This is a genomic window from Methylibium petroleiphilum PM1, from assembly GCF_000015725.1.
Classification (GTDB): Bacteria; Pseudomonadota; Gammaproteobacteria; order Burkholderiales; family Burkholderiaceae_C; genus Methylibium; species Methylibium petroleiphilum.
The window spans coordinates 2,376,946-2,395,229 of the sequence record NC_008825.1; the positions used below are offsets into that span (position 1 = coordinate 2,376,946).

Below are 18,284 nucleotides of genomic sequence, written 5' to 3' on the forward strand. Positions count from 1 at the left end.
AACTTCACCATGGCAACTCTCCTTTGAGAAACAACTTGGCCTCGGGCGGCAGCGCCACCCCCTCGAAAAACTGTGCGGCCGGCACGTCGGCCAGCACGCGGCCGTGCTCCAGGTACACGACGCGCTGCGCCAGCCGCTTCACCTGCCCCAGGTTGTGCGACGCCATCAACAGCGTCATGCCCTGCATCGCGAACTCGGCGAGCAGGTTCTCGACCTCGCGCTTGGCACTCGGGTCAAGGCTGGCGGTCGGCTCGTCGAGCAGCAGCACGTCGGGCTGCAGCGCCCAGGCGCGCGCCAGCGCGAGCCGCTGCTGCTGGCCACCCGACAACGCGCGCGCTGGACGCGCCGCCTCGGCGGCCAACCCGACGCGCTGCAAGGCCTGCGCGCTGCGCACCTTGGCCTCCTCGCCACGCACCCCGCCGAGCCACAGGCCCAGCCGCACATTGGCCTGGACGGAGAGGCGGAACAGGAAGGGCCGCTGGAACAGCATCGCGAAGCGCAGCGGCCGGCCGTCGAGGGCCTCGCGCTGCCGGCGCACGCCGGCGCTCGGTGCGAGCAGCCCGTGCAGCACCCGCAGCAGCGTGCTCTTGCCCGAGCCGTTGGCCCCGACGAAGGCCACGCACTCCCCCGGGACGATGCTCAGGTTCACGGCGCGCAGCGCCTCGAGCGCGCCGTAGCGCAGGCCCACCGACTCCAGGGCAATCAAGGCCTGTTCAGCCATGCATCGCTCCTGCAGCCCGACTGCCGTCGCTCGCGCCGCCTTGCGCCGTCCCGTGCGAGCGCGTGCTCCAGGCACGCACCAGCGCGATCAGTACATTGAGCAGCAGCACCACGCCGAGCAGCACCATGCCCAGCGCGAGCGCCAGCGGCAAGTCGCCCTTGCTGGTCTCGAGCGCGATGGCGGTCGTCATCACGCGCGTGTGGCCATCGATGTTGCCGCCCACGATCATCACCGCACCCACCTCCGAGATCGCGCGGCCGAAGGCCGCCAGCATCACCGTCAGCAGCGCCAGCCGCTCGTCCCACAGCAGCAGCGCGCCGCTGGTCCAGCGGCCTGCCCCGAGCGAGCGCAGCTGCTCGCCGTGCTGCTTCCAGCTGTCGGCGATGGCCTCGCGCGTGAGCGCAGCCACCACCGGCACCACCAGCACCGTCTGCGCGATCACCATCGCCGTCGGCGTGAACAGCAGGCCCCATGCGCCGAGGGGGCCCGAGCGCGACAACAGCAGGTAGACCACCAGGCCCACCACGACCGAGGGCAGCGCCAGCAGCGTGTTGAGCAGCACCAGCACGCCGCGCCGGCCGGGAAACCGCAGCACCGCCAGCGCGGCGCCGCCGGCCAGGCCCACCGCGGCGGCCAATGCACAGGCGGTGCCGCTGATCCCGAGCGACAGACCCACGACGCGCAGCAATTGCGCATCGGCCTGCACGATCAGGCTCACGGCCGTGCGCACACTCTCGACAAAAGCATTCATTCCCTGGCCCGTTCCGGACGGCGTACGCCCTTGGGGCACACTGCAATCGTGGCGATGCTAGATATGCACGGACGCCAAATCGATATGAACGAGCATGCATAGCAACAACAACGACGACTCGCCTGCGCCCACCCGTTCGCCGCAGCGCGTGCAGCTCACCTATTCGCTCGGGACCGACGGCACCGCCGGGCCGGTGCATCACCCGCTGTTCGCGCTGCTCGACGCGCTGCACCGCGGCGGTTCGATCTCGGCCGCGGCCACGGCGCTGGGGTTCTCCTACCGGCATGTCTGGGGTGAACTGCGGCGCTGGGAGACCGAACTGGGCCGCTCGCTGATCATCTGGAACAAGGGCCAGCGCGCGGTGCTCACGTCCTTCGGCGACAAGCTGCTGTGGGCCGAGCGTCGGGCGCAGGCGCGGCTCGCGCCGCAGATCGAGTCGCTGCGCATGGAGCTGGAGCGCGCCTTCGCGGATGCCTTCGACGACCGCGTCGACGTGCTCAGCGTCTGCGCCAGCCATGACCAGGCGTTGCCGCTGCTGCGAGAACTGGCGCTGGCGGAACAGCTGCACCTCGACATCGAGTTCGCCGGCAGCCTCGACGCGTTGCACACCCTCGACGCCGGCGGCTGCCTGCTCGCCGGCTTCCACGTGCTGGACGGCGTGGCGCGCGGCTCGGTCAGTGCACGCACCTACCGCGCACGGCTGAAGCCGGGCCACCACAAGCTGATCGGCTTCGCGCAGCGCGTTCAGGGCGTGATGACGGCGCCCGGCAACCCGCTGAAGGTGGGGTCGCTGCACGACCTGTCGCGGCCCGGTCTGCGCTGGGTCGGGCGCCCCGAGGGCACCGGCACGCGGGTGCTGCTGGAGGAACTGATCGAACAGGCCGGCCTGAAGATGCCGGAGGCCTTCGCGCTGATCGAGCCGTCGCACGGCGCGGCCGCGCAGGCCGTGGCCAGCGGCGCGGCCGACGCGGCCTTCGGGCTGGAGGCCGCGGCGCGCGCCGCCGGACTGGGCTTCGTGCCGCTGGCCCGCGAGCGCTACTTCCTCGTGACGCTGAAGTCCACGCTGGAGCAGCCAGCGGTGCAGCGCCTGGTGAGCCTGCTGGGCTCCACGACCTGGGCCCGCACGCTGGCCGGCCTGCCCGGCTACCGCGCCACCGAGCCCGGCGCGGTGCTGGCATTGACGAAGGTACTGCCGTGGTGGAGCTACCGCAGCAAGCACTGAGGAGACGACGATGAAATGGCTGAGATTCCGCCTCGGCGAGCGCCAGGGCTACGGCTGCCTCGATGGCGATGAGGTGCTGGTGCACGAGGGCGACCTGTTCAGCGCAGCGCGGCCCACCGGCGAGCGTCTGCCGCTGGCCGGACTGACCTGGCTCACGCCCTGCGTGCCCGGCAAGATGATCGGCCTGTGGAACAACTTCGCTGCGCTGGCCGAGAAGAACGGCTGGGCCCGGCCCACCGAGCCGCTGTACTTCCTGAAGGCGCCCAGCAGTTTCGCCGCGCACGGCGAGGCCATCGCGCCGCCGGCCACTGACGTGGGCCGCATTGCGTACGAGGGCGAGCTGGCGATCGTGATCGGTCGGAGGGCGCGCGCGGTGTCGCCGGCCGACGCCCCCTCATGCATCTTCGGCTACACCTGCGCCAACGACGTGACGGCCATGGAGCTGATCGCGCGCGATCCGAGCTTCCCGCAATGGGCCCGCGCCAAGAGCTTCGACGGCTTCGGCGTGTTCGGCCCGGTGATCGAGACCGACTTCGACCCCGCACAGGCCACGCTGCGCACGCGGGTGAGCGGCCGCGAGCGACAGAACTACCCGCTGTCGGACATGTGCTTCGGGCCGGCCGAGCTGGTGTCGCGCCTGTCGCACGACATGACGCTGGAGCCGGGCGACGTGATCCTGTGCGGCACCTCGCTCGGCGTGATGCCGATGAAGCCCGGCTGCGTGGTGGAGGTCGAGATCGACGGGATCGGCGTGCTCGCCAATCCCTACGGCTGACTCAGGCCAGCGGCTGCACCTGCAGCCTGCCGCGCGCGTCGCCCAGGGTCTTGCCCAGCAGGCTGGCGGCCGCGTAGATGGCGTCGATGGTCGGCGTGGGCGTGTCGGTGATGCGCCCGAGCTCGACCACGCTGCCGACCAGCGCCTCGAGTTCGAGCGCGCGGCCGTTCTCCACGTCCTGCAGCATCGAGGTCTTGTGCGCGCCCACCGCCTCGGCGCCGGCGATGCGCTTGTCGAGCGAGATCTTGAACTCCACGCCGAGCTTCTGACCGACTGCCTGCGCCTCGCCCATCATGCGCGCCGCGAGCTCGCGCGACAGCGGAAAGCGGCAGATGTCCTGCAGCGTCGCATGCGTCAGCGCGCTGATCGGGTTGAAGCTCAGGTTGCCCCACAGCTTGACCCAGATCTCGCCGCGGATGTCCTTGGACACGGGGCTCTTGAAGCCGGCGCGGATCATGGCCTGCGACAGCGCTTCGATGCGCGGGCTGCGCGAGCCGTCGGGTTCGCCGAGCGTGAAGCGGTTGCCCTCGATCACCTTGACCACGCCCGGCGCCACCAGCTCGGCGGCCGGGTAGACCACGCTGCCGATCACGCGCTCGGGCTCGATGTGCTGCGCCAGCAGGCCGTCGGGATCGACGCTGCGCAGCGCCTGCCCATCGTAGGGGCCGCCGAGCTTGTGGAAATACCACCATGGCACGCCGTTGATCATCGTGACGACCATGGTCTGCGGGCCGAACAGCTCGCGCAGATCGGGCAGCAGGTCACGCACCTGGTGTGCCTTCACGGTCAACAGCACGGCGTCCTGCGGGCCGGCCTCGGCCATGCGCTGCACCGCCTTGGCGGTCGGCGCGTGCTGCTCGCTGCCGTCTTCCAGCTGCAGCCGGAAGCCGTTCGCGCGGATCGCCTCGAGGTTGCGGTTGCGAGCGATGAAGGTCACGTCCTCGCCAGCGATCGCCAGCTTGGCGCCGAGATAGCCGCCGATCGCACCTGCACCGACGATCGCGATCTTCATGCCATGCCTTCCTTGCGTTCCCGGGCCTTGTAGTGATCCTTGGCAAGACCCCACAGCGGCCACAGCAGCATCACGATGGCCAGGCCGGCGATGCTGCCGACCAGCGGATTGGACCAGAAGATGGCCAGGCTGCCCTGCGACAGCAGCATCGCCTGGCGGAAACTCGCTTCAGCCATGTCGCCCAGCACCAGCGCCAGCACCATCGGCGCCAGCGGGTACTTGAGCTTCTTGAACAGATAGCCCACCACGCCGAACACCAGCATCAACCACACGTCGAACATCGAGCTGTGCACCGTGTAGGCACCGATCGCGCAGATGACGATGATCACCGGCGCGATCACCGAGAACGGGATGCGCAGGATCGAGGCCCAGAACGGCACGGTGGTCAGCACCACCAGCAGGCCGACGATGTTGCCGAGGTACATGCTGGCGATCAGCCCCCAGACGAAGTCCTTCTGTTCGACGAACAGCATCGGTCCCGGCTGCAGGCCCCAGATCAGCAGACCGCCCAGCAGCACCGCCGCGGTCGGCGAGCCCGGGATGCCGAGCGTGAGCATCGGCAGCAGCGCCGAGGTACCAGCCGCATGCGCCGCGGTCTCGGGCGCCACCACGCCCTCGATCTGGCCCTTGCCGAAGCTCGCCGGGTCCTTGGAACTGCGCCGCGCGATGCCGTAGCTCATGAACGAGGCCGGCGTTGCGCCACCCGGCGTGATGCCCATCCAGCAGCCCACCACGGTGGAGCGCAGGAAGGTCAGCCAGTAGCGCGGCAGCCCGGCCCAGGTCTGCAGCACCACGCGCGGGTTGATCTTGGCGTTCTTGCCCTTGAAGGACAGGCCCTCCTCCATCGTCAGCAGGATTTCGCCGATGCCGAACAGGCCGATCACCGCGATCAGGAAGTCGAAACCCTTGAGCAGTTCGCTCACGCCGAAGGTCATGCGCAGCGTACCGGTCACGCTGTCCAGGCCCACTGCGGCGAGCGCGAAGCCGAGCATCATCGCGGCGATCACCTTGGCCGGTGGCTCCTTGCTCATGCCCACGAAGCTGCAAAAGGTGAGCAGCTGCACCGCGAAGAACTCGGCCGGCCCGAACTTCAACGCGAACTTGGCGAGCAGCGGTGCCAGGAAGGTGATCAGGATCACCGCGAACAGCGCCCCGACGAAGCTGGAGGTGAACGCCGCCGTCAGCGCCTGCGCGGCGCGGCCCTGCTGCGCCATCGGGTAGCCGTCGAAGGTGGTCGCCACCGACCACGGCTCGCCGGGAATGTTGAAAAGGATCGAGGTGATCGCCCCGCCGAACAGCGCACCCCAGTAGATGCAGCTCAGCATGATGATCGCCGAGGTGGGGTTCATGCTGAAGGTGAGGGGCAGCAGGATCGCGATGCCGTTGGCGCCGCCCAGCCCGGGCAGCACGCCGATCAGCACGCCCAGCGTGATGCCGATCAGCATGTACATCAGGTTCGGCAGCGTCAGCGCCACGCTGAAGCCATGCATCAGGTTGCCGATTTCTTCCATGATCTTCCAGCAGAGGGGTTGGTGGCGCGGCTCAGAGGCCGAGCCAGTGCTCGATCGGGCCCTTGGGCAGCGGCACCAGGAACCAGCGCTCGAAGACCAGGAAGAAGAACAGCGGCACACCGACCGCCACCGCGGCCGTCAGGGCCCAGCCGAACTTGCCGTGACGGCGCATGAAATAGCCGATCAGCAGCAGCGACGCGGCATAGATGCCCAGCACGGCGATGCCGCCGACATACACGCCCATCGGCAGCAGCACCGCGAGCACCATGCCGATCTGCGCGCGCTCGGCAAACACCTCGTCGCTGCGACGCCAGCCCAGCAGCGCCTTGATCAGCACGGTGGCGCTGGAGGCCAGCAACAGCAGGCCGATGTAGAACGGAAAGTAGCCCGACCGCGGGCCATCGTCGGCCCAGCCGATCCCCGCCCGCATGCTGTCGACGATCACCAGCACCGCCAGCGCCATCAGCACCGCGGCCACGACCAGTTCGGGCCAGCGCGACCCGATCGCGTCGCTCGAAGTTTCAGAGTCCATGAGCTCGTTCCAGAAAAATCCGCCGGCGGCCACAAGCGCCGCGATCAACCGGGCAGCCGCCACGGGCCGGCGCCGCCGGCCCGTCAGCGGCTCCCCCTGGAGGGGGAGCGGCGCAGCCGCAACGGGGGTGGTCGACTTATTGCGCGATGAAGCCCGCTTCCTTCATGAGGACGCGGTGCATCTGCTCGGTCTTGCCGAGCCAGTCGAAGAATTCGGAGCCGGTGAGTGCCGTCTGGTTGAAGGCGCCCTTGGCCATGAACTCCTGCCACTCGGGCAGCGCGCGCAGCTTCTTGAACAGGTCGAGGTAGTAGGCCACCTGCTCCTGCGACACGCCAGGCGGCATGAAGATGCCGCGCAGCATCACGTACTCGACCGGCAGGCCCGCCGCCGGGCAGGTCGGCACATCGGCCCACGACTGGGTGGCTGTGAGCTTGGTCTTGTACGGCATCGGCTGCTTGTCGAACACGCACAGCGCCCGCAGCTTGCCGGCGCGCCAGTGCGACTCGGCCTCGATCGGGTTGTTGACGGTGGAGTCGACGTGCTTGCCGACCAGTTGCACCGCCACGTCGCCGCCGCCCTTGAAGGGGATGTAGGTGATCTTCTTGCCGGCGGCCTTTTCCAGCAGCACGGTGATGATCTGGTCTTCCTGCTTGGAGCCGGTGCCGGCCATCTTCACGCTGCCGGGCGGCGCGGCCTTCACCGCGTCGAAGTAGGCCTTGGCCGTCTTGTAAGGCGACTCCTCGTTGACCCACAGCACGAACTGATCGAGCGCCAGCATCTGCACCGGCGTCAGGTCGCGCCAGTTGAATGGCACGCCGGTGGCCAGCGGCGTGGTGAACAGGTTCGACAGCGTGATGATGATCTTGTGCGGATCGCCCTTCGCTTCCTTCACGGCGAGGAAGCCCTCCGCGCCAGCGCCGCCCGAACGATTGACCACGACGATCGGCTGCTTGGTCAGGTTGTTCTTCGCCGCCACGCCCTGGATGAAGCGCGCCATCTGGTCGGCACCGCCACCGGTGCCCGCCGGCACGACGAACTCGATCGGCTTGACGGGTTCCCAGGCGGCAGCCAGCGGCGCATGGCCTAGGCCGGCCAGCGCGGCCGTCGCGAGCGCGGTGCGCAGGAAGAGCTTCTTGACTGTCTGCATCTTGTCTCCTTCGTGGTCGGCGGACGCCGGATTGATCATTCGAACCTCGTCACGGGGAGCCGCCCTGAGCTGCCCCGCGGCACGATAAGGGCCTCCTCCCCCAAGAGGAATTCAGGTTTTGTTCTGGTTCTGTTCAGCAATCTTTTAATCGGCGCCGCCCACCGATCAGCCCAGACCGAGCTTCTGCGCCAGCCCGATGCGCTGCAGCTTGCCGGTGGCACCCTTCGGAATTTCATCCATGAACAGGATCTTCTTGGGCACCTTGTAGTCGGCGGCGCGCTTGGCGACGAAGTCCTGGATCTCGCGCTCGGTGGCGCTGGCGCCCTCCTTCAGCACCACGACCGCGGCCACCTCCTCGCCCAGCTTCGGGTGCGGCATGCCGAAGCACACGCACTGGCCGACCGCCGGGTGGTCCATCAGGATCTCGTCCACCTCGCGCGGGCTGACCTTCTCGCCGCCGCGGTTGATGATCTCCTTCAGCCGGCCAGTGAGGCTGATGTAGCCGTCGGCATCCTTGCTGCCCTGGTCGCCGGTGCGGAACCATCCGTTCAGGAAGCCCTCGGCATTGGCCTTGGGGTTGTTCTCGTAGCCGGCGGTGACATTGGGGCCGCGGATCACGATCTCGCCGATCTGGCCGACGGCGAGCAGACTGCCGTCCTCGCCCATGATCTCGACCTCCGGCCCCGCCGGCAGGCCCACTGCCCCGGGCTTGCGCGTCAGCGGCGGCAGCGGGTTCGAGGCCATCTGGTGCGTGGCCTCGGTCATGCCGTAGGCCTCGATCAACGGCGCCTTGAAGATCTCCTCGAGCTCCTTGATCACCTGAGGCGGCATCGACGACGACGACGAGCGCAGGAAGCGCAACGGGTTGCGCGCGATCACGTCGGCATTGCCCTTGGCGCGCTGCACGATCGCCTGGTGCATGGTCGGCACCGCCGTGTACCAGGTGGGCTTGGCCTCGTCCATCCAGGCGAAGAACTTCAGCGCGTTGAAGCCGGGTGTGCAGAACACCTGCGAGCCTGCCGACAGCGGCGCCAGCACGCCGGCGATCAGGCCGTGGATATGGAACAGCGGCATGATGTTCAGGCCGATGTCGCCGGCCGTGAACTGCAGCGTCTTCCGGATGTTGGCCGCCGAGGCGCAGAGGTTGCCGACCGACAGCGGTACGATCTTCGGCCGCGAGGTCGTGCCCGAGGTGTGCAGCACCATGCCCACGTCGCCCGCCTCGCCGTAACCACCCTGCCCGGCTGCAGCGGCGCTGCCACCGTCCCGTGCGGCCAGCCGGAAGCTGCCGGCCGGCGCGCCGGGCTCGACGATGAGGTCGACGACCCGCACCCCGAGCTTCTGCGCCACCTCGATCGCCGTCGAGCTGCTGCCCTGCTCGACGATCAGCAGCTTGGCGTTCAGGTCCGACAGGTAGAACTCGAACTCGTCGGCACGATAGGCCGGGTTCAGCGGCGCGCTGGTCGTGCCCGAGGCACAGGCCATGTAACAGGTGGCCATCTCGGGGCCGTTGTTCAGCACGATGGCGACGCGGTCGTTGCGCCCGGCGCCCAGCGCATTCAGGCTCGCCAGCGTGGCATCGACCAGCGCACGCAATTCACGGTAGGACAGCGCAGTGCGGCCCGGCGCGGAGATCGCGGGGGCAGCATCGGCGCCGTGGGCAAGCAGGTCTTTCAGCGAGGTTTGCATCGGTCTCTGAATGTTGAGGCGGCCTGCGGCCGCGGATCGTCGGGAGCTGGAGACAAATGTACGGAGGCCATCGCGCCGGCACATCCGGGCGCTCCCCATGCAGGGGCGTCGGGGCGCAGACCGCGGGTGGGTCACGTCGCCTGCGTCGCAGATCACGACGCGCGGAGGTTCAGCAGGGCTTGAGCCGAGGGGTGCTCGGACAATCTGCAACGAAGAACATGAACTGCCGTGTGAGGCCGTTCCGCGAAGATTTATACCCCATGCCGGCGAAACGACCAATCCTGCGCAGGCGCACGGCCGCAACGCAATCGGCACGTGTGAACACAAATATGTCGCCGACGGTCGATAGGCGTGGGCACCACGCCATGCCCCGGGCCTACTTGGTAGAGCCGCTGAACTTGAGCTGCGCCATCTCGTCACAGTAGCGCTGGCTCATGTCGAGCCAGCGCTCCCGCGCGTCGCTCATGCGGTCGATCAACTCGGACATGACGGTCCAGTTCATGTCGGCACCGAGCGAGGCGGTCGTCTGGAGCAGGCGCTTGTACTCGGCGGCCACCGCCTCCCAGGCCTCGAAGGCCTGCAGGATGTCCTGCAAGTTCACGGGGGTCTCTGCGGCCATGGCGTCGCGTCTGGAGATTGGGCGTGCCGAAGTATTGCCCAACTGCCCCGCAATGCGCCCGCGGTCGCGCGCCACGCGGAGGCTTGCGTTTGTCGGCCTACCCCGCTAGCGTGCCTGCCATCGCAGCCCCAACCTACAGCCGGCAGGTCCGGCCGCCGGGAAACCCATGAAGAACCTTGCCCGCTACATCCTCTGCCTGTCGCCGCTCGCCTGCTCGACGGCTTTTGCACAAGCTGCGGAGGTCAAGGTGCTGCGGGATCTGGACGCCACCGGCCGGACCACATTGACCCGCGAGGAGCTCGTACAGCTGCTGCCTGGCGCCAACATGAGCCGCATCTCGGCAAAGGGCAACACACACATCTGGAAGAACGAGAGTGGCGGCAGCTTCATCATCTCGTCGGACAACCGCGACCGCGGCGCGGTCGCCTCGACGGCAGCCGGCAAGTGGAGCATCTCCGACGACGGCCGCTACTGTGTGCTGATCGAGTGGAAGCTGATCGAGACCGAGGAGTGGTGCCGCTACATCGTGCGCTCGGGCGAGGACTACTACGCAACGAAGTCCGACAAGACCGGCACGGAGCGGGTCCACAAGCTCTCGATCAAGCGTTAGCGACCCAGTCTGACAACCCCCCTGAAGTCGCACCGCTGCGTCGACATCGAGACGCTCCGCTCACAGGATCGACAGCGCAGGACGGACCTCATGACCGCTGGCCGAGGTGGCAGATGTCGAGACCTGGGCAGGGTCAGCGTCCGGCTCCCGGAGACCGACGTCAGGCGCGGGTTTGAACCTAGCAAGATCTGACAGGTGACGCGACGATGCGGGAAGCAGACACTGACGGCTCCCGGTGCACGCGTCTCGGCGGTCTCGCCCGCGACTCGACGCGTCGGCGACAGGGAGTGCCGCCATGGATGCCTGTCTTGTTCCGTCTGCTGCAAAGCCCGGCGCCTGCCGCTGTGGTCGACGCGCCTTCGTCAGACATTGCATGGCGACATGTCTGTGCGCATCCACCACCCGGATCACCGCCGAGCTCCTGGAAGGAGAGCCCCCGGAAGCCGACCTGACACGGGCAAGGCGCGAATTCGAGGCCTTGGCGGTTGAGGCACGTGCACTGGATTTCGACCGACGCATCGCATTCATCAACGTCGAGGTCAATCAGCGAATCGAGTATGGGGCCGACCCGGCATCGGTGCCCGGAGCGGACGTGTGGTCTACCCCCTGCGAAACCATGGCCCGCGGCGCGGGCGACTGTGAAGACTTCGCGATCACGAAATTCTTCCTGCTTCTGGCAAGCGGCTACCCCCAGCACGGCGTTCGGCTGCTGTACGCGCGCTACAGCCGGATCGACCTCCAGGCTGCGCCGGCGCCTCACATGGTGGCGCTTGCGCAGTGGCCGTTCGTCGACCCGCTCGTCATGGACTCCGTCAACCCGCTGCTCATCGCGCTGTCACGCCGCGACGACCTTCACCCCATTTTCAGTTTCGACCAATCGGCCGTCTGGCAGCAGGTCGATGCGGTGTCGATGTCGCCACGGCGAAGCGGGATCCGGCCGTGGCGCACGACGCTGGCTCGCGCGGGGCAGCAGTTGCACTGACTGCAACGCGGAAAGCGGCTGATCGTAAAGAAGAAGCCCGCACCAGTGGTCTTTCACTGGCACGGGCTGTCCGGTTTGGTGGAGCCGGGGGGAATCGAACCCCCGTCCGCAAGCCATCCTCAGGTAGATCTACATGCTTAGCTGTCTGATTTGAGTCTCACGCCGCCGTCGCGCAGAAGCACGCTACGGACAACGCCAGTCACTGAGTCTCGTTGAACGCCGAGTGACCCGACGAGCAACCAGCCGATGTGCATGACGTCTCAGCCTTCCACCTTGCGGCTTGGGCCCGGCCCATCGGCCTGCCGTTGAGACGCTCACCGGTGTTTAAGCGGCGAGGGCGAAACGTTCGTCGTTCGCAGTTGGTTTGTTTCAGCTGGATTTACGAGCTCACTGATGCTCGGCATGCACCACTCCAATTCCGCACCCACGTCGAAACCAGGTCGGCCCCTGTACGTGCATTGTAGGTGGAGGGTCGGCGGGCCGATTCAAGAGCTGCGCGCCGACCCTGCGGGCGTCATTTCAGGCCGAAGGCGACCCGGGCGGTCGCGCCCTTGTCGTCGATCCCCTCGGTGCCGAGCCGTGAGGCCGTCAGCAGCACCCTCTCGGGCGGCACCTTCCCGGTCAGGTAAGCCTTGACGCGGTCACCGCGCTGGTCGGCCAGGGCCTTCAAGGCTGGCTCGCCGGCCGGTGCGCTGGCCAGCAGCAGGGCTTCCATCTCGCCCGGCGGCAGGCTCTTGGCCAGGCCGATGGCGTTGCGGGGCTTGGTCTTCAGGTCGGAGGCCTTGTAGGCGGCCTCGAGCCAGCGGCCCCGTTCGTCGGGCTCGATCTTCACGCTCTCAGCCAGCTCGCCGGTGGATTTGGCCTTGGCCGTGCGCAGCAGGCGGTCGAGGTACTGGGCGCGGAGCGCGGCCTCGTCGACCGCCGGGTCGGCGCGGCCGGTGGCTTCGAGCTTGAGGGCCGGCCGGTCGGTCAGTGCCTTGACCAGGGTGTCCAGGCGCTGGCGGCTGGCGTCGCTGAGTTCGGTGGAGCCAGGGGCGAACTCCACATAGCCCAGCTCCTGCCCTCCGCCGCCGAAGGCGCTGGCGAGCAACGAGAACGGCGCGGTGATGGCCTTGGTGATCAGGTTGACGATGACCCGCACGACGATGCGACCGACCGAGAACTGGGGATCGTCGAGGCTGCCGCTGATCGGCAAATCGATGTCGATCACGCCGTTCCGGTCCTTCAGCAGCGAGACGGCCAGCAGCACCGGCAGCTTCAGCGCGTCGGGGCTGTCGATCTTGTCGCCGAAGGTGAGCTGGTCGAGATAGACGTTGTTCTCGGCCTCGAGCTTGCCGTTCTCGATCTTGTAGTGGACCTTGACCGACAGGGTGCCCTTCTCGATGCCGTAGCCGGCATAGCGGCCGGAGTAGGCGGTGAGACGGGTGATGTCGATGCCACGCGCGCTGGCCGTGATGTCGGTGGCCAGGCGCGGCCCCAGCGGGTGCATGGTGCCGCCGATCTCCAGCGGCGCGGCGCCATCGACCTTGCCGGAGATCTTCACGGTGGCCGGTTGCGGGCTGTCCCAGGCCAGCGCCGACACCTCGCCGCCGATGTCGGTGAGCTTGGCCGAGTAGTTGGGGCGGATGAAGTTGTCGGTGAAGTCGACCGTGCCGCCCGCCAGGCGGATCTCGCGCCAGCGCAGCTGCGGTGGCGGCGCGGCCGGCGCTGCGTCGGCCACCACGGGAGCGGATGCCGCAGCGGCCGCCGCCGGGGCCGGCGGCGCCGGCTCAGGTGGTGCGGCAGGTGCGGCGCCGGACGCGGTCTCGGTGGTCAGCGAGCGAGGGGTGGCGTCGCCTGGGCGCTTGACGATCTCGGACAGGTTGATGCGGCCATCCGCGTTGACGATCACCCTGCCGTAGAAGTCGTCGAGCGTGACGGTACCCAGATCGGCCTGGACCGCGGCGGGCCGCCATCCGACATCGGCCGCATCGAACTGCAGGCCCTTGAAGCGCACGAACTCGGCCTGGTTGATCTGGTCGAGCAGGCGCAGCTCCCGCAGCGCCAGACGTCCGCGCCAGCGCGCCAGCGACACGGCCTCCTGCGGCGTCCCGTCGACCTGCAGCTCGCCTCGCGCGCTGACCTTCGCCGACACCAGCGCGACGTTCAACTGCGCCTCGACATAAGGCTGCAGCGCGCGCAGGTCGAGGGAATCGAGGTCGATCTTGCTGCGCAGCGCCAGCGGCTGCGGTCGCGCGGTGCCGCTGGCACGCAGCCGGCCGCCGTGCTGCAGGGCCGTGGCCAACTCGAAGCTCAGCGGCTTGGTCAGGTCGCTGTCGAGCTGGCGCAACTTGAGATCGGTGCGTGTGACACCGAAGACCGCGACCGGCTTGACGCTGCGATCGCTGAGGGTGACGCGGCAGTTGCTGCAACTCAGTTCGCCGACCTGCCAGCGCGGCGGCGGGATCGACCGTTCCTGCGCGGCGGCCGACGCCGAGACCGCCGGCTCGGCGGGCGGCGGCTGCCAGCCGATCAGGCCTCGCTCGTTGCGCGCCGCCTCGAGGTCCAGGCCCTCCAGCTTCACGGCGGCAATGCGGGCCACGATCGGCTCGGCGGCGCCGGCACCGACCTGCAGCCCGTTCACGTCGAGCCGCGACAGGCGCAGCCGGTCCGTCGCCGTGTCTGGCTTGGCGAGCTTGCCAGCTGCCTTGCGCGCCGACGGCGGCGGAGGCACCGCGGCGGCACCGACCGGCTGCAATTCCAGTCCCGTGAGCTGTAGGGCGCCTTCGCTGACGGACCAGCTCGCCGGGCCGACCTCGGCCTGTGCCTGCAGCGCCACGTCGGCCCCCACCACGCGCACTGGAAGCAGCGTCTGCCACGGCGCGAGCCAAGCGGTGGGCTTGAAGCCGGCCACGTCGGCTTTCAGCCGGGCGTTGCGGGCCGCGACCGACAGCGTGCCATCGACCTGGACCTTGGCGCCCTGCGCGTCGACCAGCGAAAGTGCCAGCGTGGCGGGCGGCGCATCGGGGCGGGCGTCAAGTCCGCTGACCGCCAGCGTGATGGGCGTCAGCGCCTGACCCTGCGGCCAGGCCGGCTCGGTGAGCAACACGCGGCCTTCGGCCAGCTCGAGCTTGTCCACCCGCCATTGCCAGCCGTCGGCATCGCCAGCCGCGGCGGGCGCCGAGGCGGCCCCGCCCGCTGCACTGACGGCCGAGGCTGGCACATCGGACAGCACCAGGCGGTCCTTGCCGGTGGGCGCCGGCGCCGCGGCCGCGAGGCGCGGCAGGTCGACCTCGATCTGCGGCGCCTGCAGCCGGATCGCACCCACGATGGCCTTGCGCTCCAGCGGCTGCAGGTCCAGCCCCTCGATCGCCAGACGTTCCACCGCGACCCGCGCGCCCTGCGCCGGAACCACCGTCTGCATCTGGGACAGCGTGGCGCTGCCAGCGATCCGCAACAGGGGCGCCGCCGGTGCGGGCCGCTGCTCGAAGCCGATCGCGAGCCGCAGGTCGAGCTGCCCTCGCAGGACATCGATCGGCAACGCCTGCGGCAGCAGTGGCGCAAACGCCTCGACCCAGCGCGGCACGTCGAGCTGCTGCCAGCTCACGTCGACGTGTGAGCGGCGCCCCTCGGCGAACGGCTGGGTCTTGCCCTGCACCTGCAGGTGGCTGCCGTTGACCCGGGCGTCGAGCAGCGGTTCGACGTCGATCGTCACCTGAGAAGGCAGATTCGAGACGAAGGGAACGCCGATCTGCAGCCCCTCCACGTGGTGCTCACTGCGAGACACGCGGTCGACGATGTGGATGCGCCCGCCTTCGAGACGGATGTTGTTCAGCGCGAAGCGCGCCGGCTTGGCATCGGGCGGCGCCGGCGGCTGCTTCGCCAAGGCTTCGAGCATCGGCGTGATGTTGTAGCGCCCGATCGCCTGGCGCTCCAGTTCGATCTGCGGCTCGCGAACCAGCACGCGCTCGAGCACCGGCGCGAGCCGCCACAACGACTCGATGGACAGGTCGGCGCGCAGCTCGGCGACGCGCAGCCAGGGCGCCTCGGCCGGCCCGAGCTTCAGGCCTGCGATCACCGCCTCCAGCCTCCATGGCGCCAGTTCGATGCGATCCAGCGCCAGTGGTGCGCCGAGCGCCTCGCTGGCCGCTGCCTCGATGCGTGGTTTCAGGAAGCCCGGCAACCAGGCGCCGATCAGCAGCGTCCACAGCAGAGCGAAGGTCGCTACGCCGCCCGCGGTCCACAACAGGGCGCGCGGCACCGCGCCACACTGCCGAAAAGGGAGCAGAGCTGGCAATCGTGTGCGGGAGGAAGTCATTGCTGACGCAGACGGGACAGTCGGGAAGGCCGTGGCAGTGTGCTCGCGCGCGCACTCGCGGGTCAACGCCACGCTTTCACTCAAAGGGGCGCAAGCAGTGACAGCAGGTCGAGCGGCGTTGCGATCACCGCGTCGGCGCCCCAGGCATCGAGATCCGGCGTCGCTCCGAGGTAACCGTAGGCCGCAGCGATGGCGGGCATGCCGGCGGCGCGCGCCGCCTCGATGTCGCGCAGGTCGTCGCCCACGTACACGGCCTCGCGCGGCGCGACCCCAAGCCGCCGGCAGGCTTCGAACAGCGGCGCCGGATGCGGCTTGGCATGCGGGGTGGTGTCACCCGAGATCACCACCGAGGTCAGGCGATCGAGCCCCAAGCCCGCCACCACCGGGCCTGTGAAGCGGGTCGCCTTGTTGGTCACGATGCCCCAGGACAGGCCGCACTGCGCGAGCGATGCAAGGCACCCGGCCACCCCGTCGAACAGGCGGGTGTCGCGGTCGAGCGCGGCCTCGTACTCCGTCAGGAACTCGGCGCGCGCCGTTTCGTAGTCGTCGTCGCCGGGATGCATGCCGAGTCCGGCGCCCAGCATGCCGCGCGCGCCGGCCGACGCGACCGGACGCAACTGCGATATCGGCAGCGCGGGCAGGCCGCGCCGCTCGCGCAGTCGGTTCAGGGCCCCGCCGAGGTCGGGTGCGGTGTCGGCGAGCGTGCCATCGAGGTCGAACAGCACGGCGCGCACACTAAAGCGCGCGCTCATGCTCTGCGGCAGCCGAACAGGTAGTTCACGCTGGTGTCGGCGCTCAGCCAGTAGCGGCGCGTGACCGGGTTGTATTCCATGCCGCGGGTCGCGCTCACGTCGAGATCGGCTTCGCGACACCAGCGTGCCAGTTCGCTCGGGCGGATGAAGCGCGCGTACTCGTGCGTTCCACGCGGCAGCAGCTTGAGCAGGTATTCCGCACCGACGATCGCGAACAGGAAGGCCTTGGGATTGCGGTTCAACGTCGAGAAGAACACGTGCCCTCCGGGCCGCACCAGCGCAGCGCAAGCCTGCACGATCGAAGACGGATCGGGAACGTGCTCGAGCATTTCCATGCAGGTCACGACGTCGTAGCGGCCCGGTTGCTCGGCCGCCAGCGCCTCGGCGGCGATTTCGCGGTACTGCACCGATGGTGTGGCCACCTCCAGAGCGTGCAGCTGTGCCACCTTGAGCGCCTTGCTCGACAGGTCGATCCCCAGCACCTCGGCGCCCTGGCGCGCCATCGCATCGGACAGGATGCCGCCCCCGCAACCGACGTCGAGCACCCGCTTGCCCTGGAGCCCGCCGGCCAGCTTGGCGAGCCACTCGAGCCGCAGCGGGTTGATCTGGTGCAGCGGCCGGAACTCGCTCTCCGGGTCCCACCAGCGGTGAGCCAGGTCACCGAACTTCGCGAGTTCCTGGGGGTCGGCGTTCATTGCCGAGGCATCGTTCGTCGTCATGAGCGGATGGTAGGCGCTGGAAATGGCGCGAAGAAACAAAAAACCCCGCCGAGGCGGGGTTTCGAAGCGGACCAGGCCAGCTTACTTCTTGGTACGCGTACCGACCACTTCGATTTCCGTGCGGCGATTCTTCGCGCGGCCATCGGCGGTCTTGTTGTCTGCCACCGGTTGCTTCTCGCCCTTGCCTTCGGTGTAGATGCGGTTCTTCTCGATGCCCTTCGACTCGAGATAAGCCTTGACGGCCTCCGAACGACGCAGCGACAGCTTCTGGTTGTAGGCGTCGGAACCGACCGAGTCGGTGTGGCCGACGGCGATCACGACTTCCAGGTTCAGACCGGCGATCTTGCTGGCCAGGTCGTCGAGCTTGCTCTTGGCCTCGGGCTTCAGGGTCGCCTTGTCGAAGTCGAAGAACGCGTCGGCGGCGTAGGTCACCTTCTCGCTGACCGGCACCGGCACGACAGCCGGAGCAGGCGCCGGGGCCGGCGGGGCCACGGGCGCAGGAGCGGGGGCGGCGGCAACAGGAGCCGGCGGCGGGGCCTTCGGCGGCGCGCCGTCGCAGCGCTCGTCGGCGGTCGCGGGGGTCCAGAAATTGTCGCGCCAGCAGAGTTCGTTGGTGCCGTTCTTCCAGACGTTCCCGTCCACGTTCTTCCAGTTGTCGACCGTCTGGGCGAACGCGGTGGAAGCGGAGGTGGCGATCGCGGCAGTCGCGAAGAGCATTGCCACCTTGTTCAATTTATTCATGACTTTCCTCTCTCGGTAGGCCGTTAAACGGCAGACGTCCATGCGGATATATCGAGCGAAACTATCAAGTGCCCTATGAAAAGAGCACTTTAGGACCGACAAATCATTGTGCCATATGGCTTTGCAGCGACAAGGTTTCGGCCAGCTCCCGTGCCGCACCCGTGGCCGCTGTTGCGCTGCTGCGACAGCGAGCGGCAACTAGAA

The 18,284-nt window shown here is 68.5% G+C and carries 16 protein-coding genes and 1 other RNA gene; 4 read left to right on the plus strand and 13 right to left on the minus strand.

The annotated features are described in order from the left end of the window. Positions 1-4 precede the first annotated feature (4 nt). Complete coding sequence (locus MPE_RS11210) at positions 5-721, minus strand: ABC transporter ATP-binding protein (RefSeq protein ID WP_011829815.1); 717 nt, start codon at positions 719-721, stop codon at positions 5-7. Next, positions 714-1,472: an ABC transporter permease gene (locus MPE_RS11215; RefSeq protein WP_011829816.1), complete on the minus strand. Its 759-nt coding sequence runs from the start codon at positions 1,470-1,472 to the stop codon at positions 714-716. The genes MPE_RS11210 and MPE_RS11215 overlap by 8 nt, the downstream gene beginning before the upstream one ends. A gap of 94 nt (positions 1,473-1,566) precedes the next feature. Between MPE_RS11215 and MPE_RS11220 the strand changes: the two genes are divergently transcribed. Both MPE_RS11220 and MPE_RS11225 read left to right on the plus strand, forming a co-directional pair. Continuing rightward, positions 1,567-2,694, plus strand: coding sequence for a substrate-binding domain-containing protein (locus MPE_RS11220; RefSeq protein ID WP_011829817.1), 1,128 nt, complete (start codon positions 1,567-1,569; stop codon positions 2,692-2,694). A 10-nt stretch (positions 2,695-2,704) separates the two neighbouring features. Continuing rightward, a complete protein-coding gene (locus MPE_RS11225) occupies positions 2,705-3,469 on the plus strand; it encodes a fumarylacetoacetate hydrolase family protein (RefSeq protein WP_011829818.1) in 765 nt (254 codons plus the stop codon). A 1-nt stretch (position 3,470) separates the two neighbouring features. Here the strand turns inward: MPE_RS11225 and MPE_RS11230 are convergent, their stop codons facing one another. The 6 genes from MPE_RS11230 to MPE_RS11255 all read right to left on the minus strand — a co-directional run bounded on the left by MPE_RS11230 (position 3,471) and on the right by MPE_RS11255 (position 9,979). Beyond that, complete coding sequence (locus tag MPE_RS11230; RefSeq protein ID WP_011829819.1) at positions 3,471-4,481, minus strand: 2-dehydropantoate 2-reductase; 1,011 nt, start codon at positions 4,479-4,481, stop codon at positions 3,471-3,473. Next, complete coding sequence (locus tag MPE_RS11235) at positions 4,478-5,992, minus strand: tripartite tricarboxylate transporter permease (protein WP_011829820.1); 1,515 nt, start codon at positions 5,990-5,992, stop codon at positions 4,478-4,480. Before MPE_RS11235 ends, MPE_RS11230 begins: the two co-directional genes overlap by 4 nt. 31 nt (positions 5,993-6,023) lie before the next feature. Next, positions 6,024-6,524 (minus strand): tripartite tricarboxylate transporter TctB family protein, encoded by a 501-nt coding sequence (locus MPE_RS11240; protein ID WP_011829821.1) that lies wholly within the window; start codon positions 6,522-6,524, stop codon positions 6,024-6,026. A 136-nt stretch (positions 6,525-6,660) separates the two neighbouring features. Next, complete coding sequence (locus MPE_RS11245) at positions 6,661-7,671, minus strand: Bug family tripartite tricarboxylate transporter substrate binding protein (RefSeq protein WP_041930105.1); 1,011 nt, start codon at positions 7,669-7,671, stop codon at positions 6,661-6,663. A gap of 165 nt (positions 7,672-7,836) precedes the next feature. Further along, on the minus strand, positions 7,837-9,360 hold the full coding sequence (locus MPE_RS11250; protein WP_041929652.1) for an acyl--CoA ligase: 1,524 nt from the start codon (positions 9,358-9,360) through the stop codon (positions 7,837-7,839). Between the two features lie 376 nt (positions 9,361-9,736). Then, positions 9,737-9,979, minus strand: a complete 243-nt coding sequence (locus MPE_RS11255; protein ID WP_011829824.1) for a hypothetical protein — start codon at positions 9,977-9,979, stop codon at positions 9,737-9,739. 166 nt (positions 9,980-10,145) lie between these two features. Between MPE_RS11255 and MPE_RS11260 the strand changes: the two genes are divergently transcribed. After that, a complete protein-coding gene (locus MPE_RS11260) occupies positions 10,146-10,589 on the plus strand; it encodes a DUF995 domain-containing protein (RefSeq protein ID WP_011829825.1) in 444 nt (147 codons plus the stop codon). A gap of 373 nt (positions 10,590-10,962) precedes the next feature. Beyond that, a complete protein-coding gene (locus tag MPE_RS11265) occupies positions 10,963-11,571 on the plus strand; it encodes a transglutaminase-like cysteine peptidase (protein ID WP_158304615.1) in 609 nt (202 codons plus the stop codon). A 76-nt stretch (positions 11,572-11,647) separates the two neighbouring features. Here MPE_RS11265 and ssrA read toward each other — a convergent pair. The 5 genes from ssrA to ompA all read right to left on the minus strand — a co-directional run bounded on the left by ssrA (position 11,648) and on the right by ompA (position 18,080). Further along, positions 11,648-12,019: a transfer-messenger RNA gene (gene ssrA, locus MPE_RS23290) on the minus strand. 66 nt (positions 12,020-12,085) lie between these two features. Further along, positions 12,086-15,868 (minus strand): DUF748 domain-containing protein, encoded by a 3,783-nt coding sequence (locus MPE_RS11270; RefSeq protein ID WP_011829827.1) that lies wholly within the window; start codon positions 15,866-15,868, stop codon positions 12,086-12,088. Positions 15,869-15,948: 80 nt separating this feature from the next. After that, complete coding sequence (locus MPE_RS11275; RefSeq protein WP_011829828.1) at positions 15,949-16,620, minus strand: HAD-IA family hydrolase; 672 nt, start codon at positions 16,618-16,620, stop codon at positions 15,949-15,951. After that, on the minus strand, positions 16,617-17,339 hold the full coding sequence (gene ubiG, locus MPE_RS11280) for a bifunctional 2-polyprenyl-6-hydroxyphenol methylase/3-demethylubiquinol 3-O-methyltransferase UbiG (RefSeq protein ID WP_036249453.1): 723 nt from the start codon (positions 17,337-17,339) through the stop codon (positions 16,617-16,619). The genes MPE_RS11275 and ubiG overlap by 4 nt, the downstream gene beginning before the upstream one ends. An 81-nt stretch (positions 17,340-17,420) precedes the next feature. Next, a complete protein-coding gene (gene ompA / locus MPE_RS11285) occupies positions 17,421-18,080 on the minus strand; it encodes an outer membrane protein OmpA (protein WP_011829830.1) in 660 nt (219 codons plus the stop codon). Between the last annotated feature and the right edge of the window lie 204 nt (positions 18,081-18,284).

Excerpts from the sequence above, each read along its gene's own strand:
- MPE_RS11210 (WP_011829815.1), bottom strand. The coding sequence starts at position 721 with ATGGCTGAACAGGCCTTGATTGCCCTGGAGTCGGTGGGCCTGCGCTAC.
- ompA (WP_011829830.1), bottom strand. The coding sequence starts at position 18,080 with ATGAATAAATTGAACAAGGTGGCAATGCTCTTCGCGACTGCCGCGATC.
- MPE_RS11225 (WP_011829818.1), top strand. The coding sequence starts at position 2,705 with ATGAAATGGCTGAGATTCCGCCTCGGCGAGCGCCAGGGCTACGGCTGC.
- MPE_RS11270 (WP_011829827.1), bottom strand. The coding sequence starts at position 15,868 with ATGACTTCCTCCCGCACACGATTGCCAGCTCTGCTCCCTTTTCGGCAG.
- MPE_RS11245 (WP_041930105.1), bottom strand. The coding sequence starts at position 7,671 with ATGCAGACAGTCAAGAAGCTCTTCCTGCGCACCGCGCTCGCGACGGCC.
- MPE_RS11240 (WP_011829821.1), bottom strand. The coding sequence starts at position 6,524 with ATGGACTCTGAAACTTCGAGCGACGCGATCGGGTCGCGCTGGCCCGAA.
- MPE_RS11265 (WP_158304615.1), top strand. The coding sequence starts at position 10,963 with ATGGCGACATGTCTGTGCGCATCCACCACCCGGATCACCGCCGAGCTC.
- MPE_RS11230 (WP_011829819.1), bottom strand. The coding sequence starts at position 4,481 with ATGAAGATCGCGATCGTCGGTGCAGGTGCGATCGGCGGCTATCTCGGC.
- MPE_RS11215 (WP_011829816.1), bottom strand. The coding sequence starts at position 1,472 with ATGAATGCTTTTGTCGAGAGTGTGCGCACGGCCGTGAGCCTGATCGTG.
- MPE_RS11275 (WP_011829828.1), bottom strand. The coding sequence starts at position 16,620 with ATGAGCGCGCGCTTTAGTGTGCGCGCCGTGCTGTTCGACCTCGATGGC.
- ubiG (WP_036249453.1), bottom strand. The coding sequence starts at position 17,339 with ATGACGACGAACGATGCCTCGGCAATGAACGCCGACCCCCAGGAACTC.
- MPE_RS11235 (WP_011829820.1), bottom strand. The coding sequence starts at position 5,992 with ATGGAAGAAATCGGCAACCTGATGCATGGCTTCAGCGTGGCGCTGACG.
- MPE_RS11250 (WP_041929652.1), bottom strand. The coding sequence starts at position 9,360 with ATGCAAACCTCGCTGAAAGACCTGCTTGCCCACGGCGCCGATGCTGCC.
- MPE_RS11220 (WP_011829817.1), top strand. The coding sequence starts at position 1,567 with ATGCATAGCAACAACAACGACGACTCGCCTGCGCCCACCCGTTCGCCG.
- MPE_RS11260 (WP_011829825.1), top strand. The coding sequence starts at position 10,146 with ATGAAGAACCTTGCCCGCTACATCCTCTGCCTGTCGCCGCTCGCCTGC.
- MPE_RS11255 (WP_011829824.1), bottom strand. The coding sequence starts at position 9,979 with ATGGCCGCAGAGACCCCCGTGAACTTGCAGGACATCCTGCAGGCCTTC.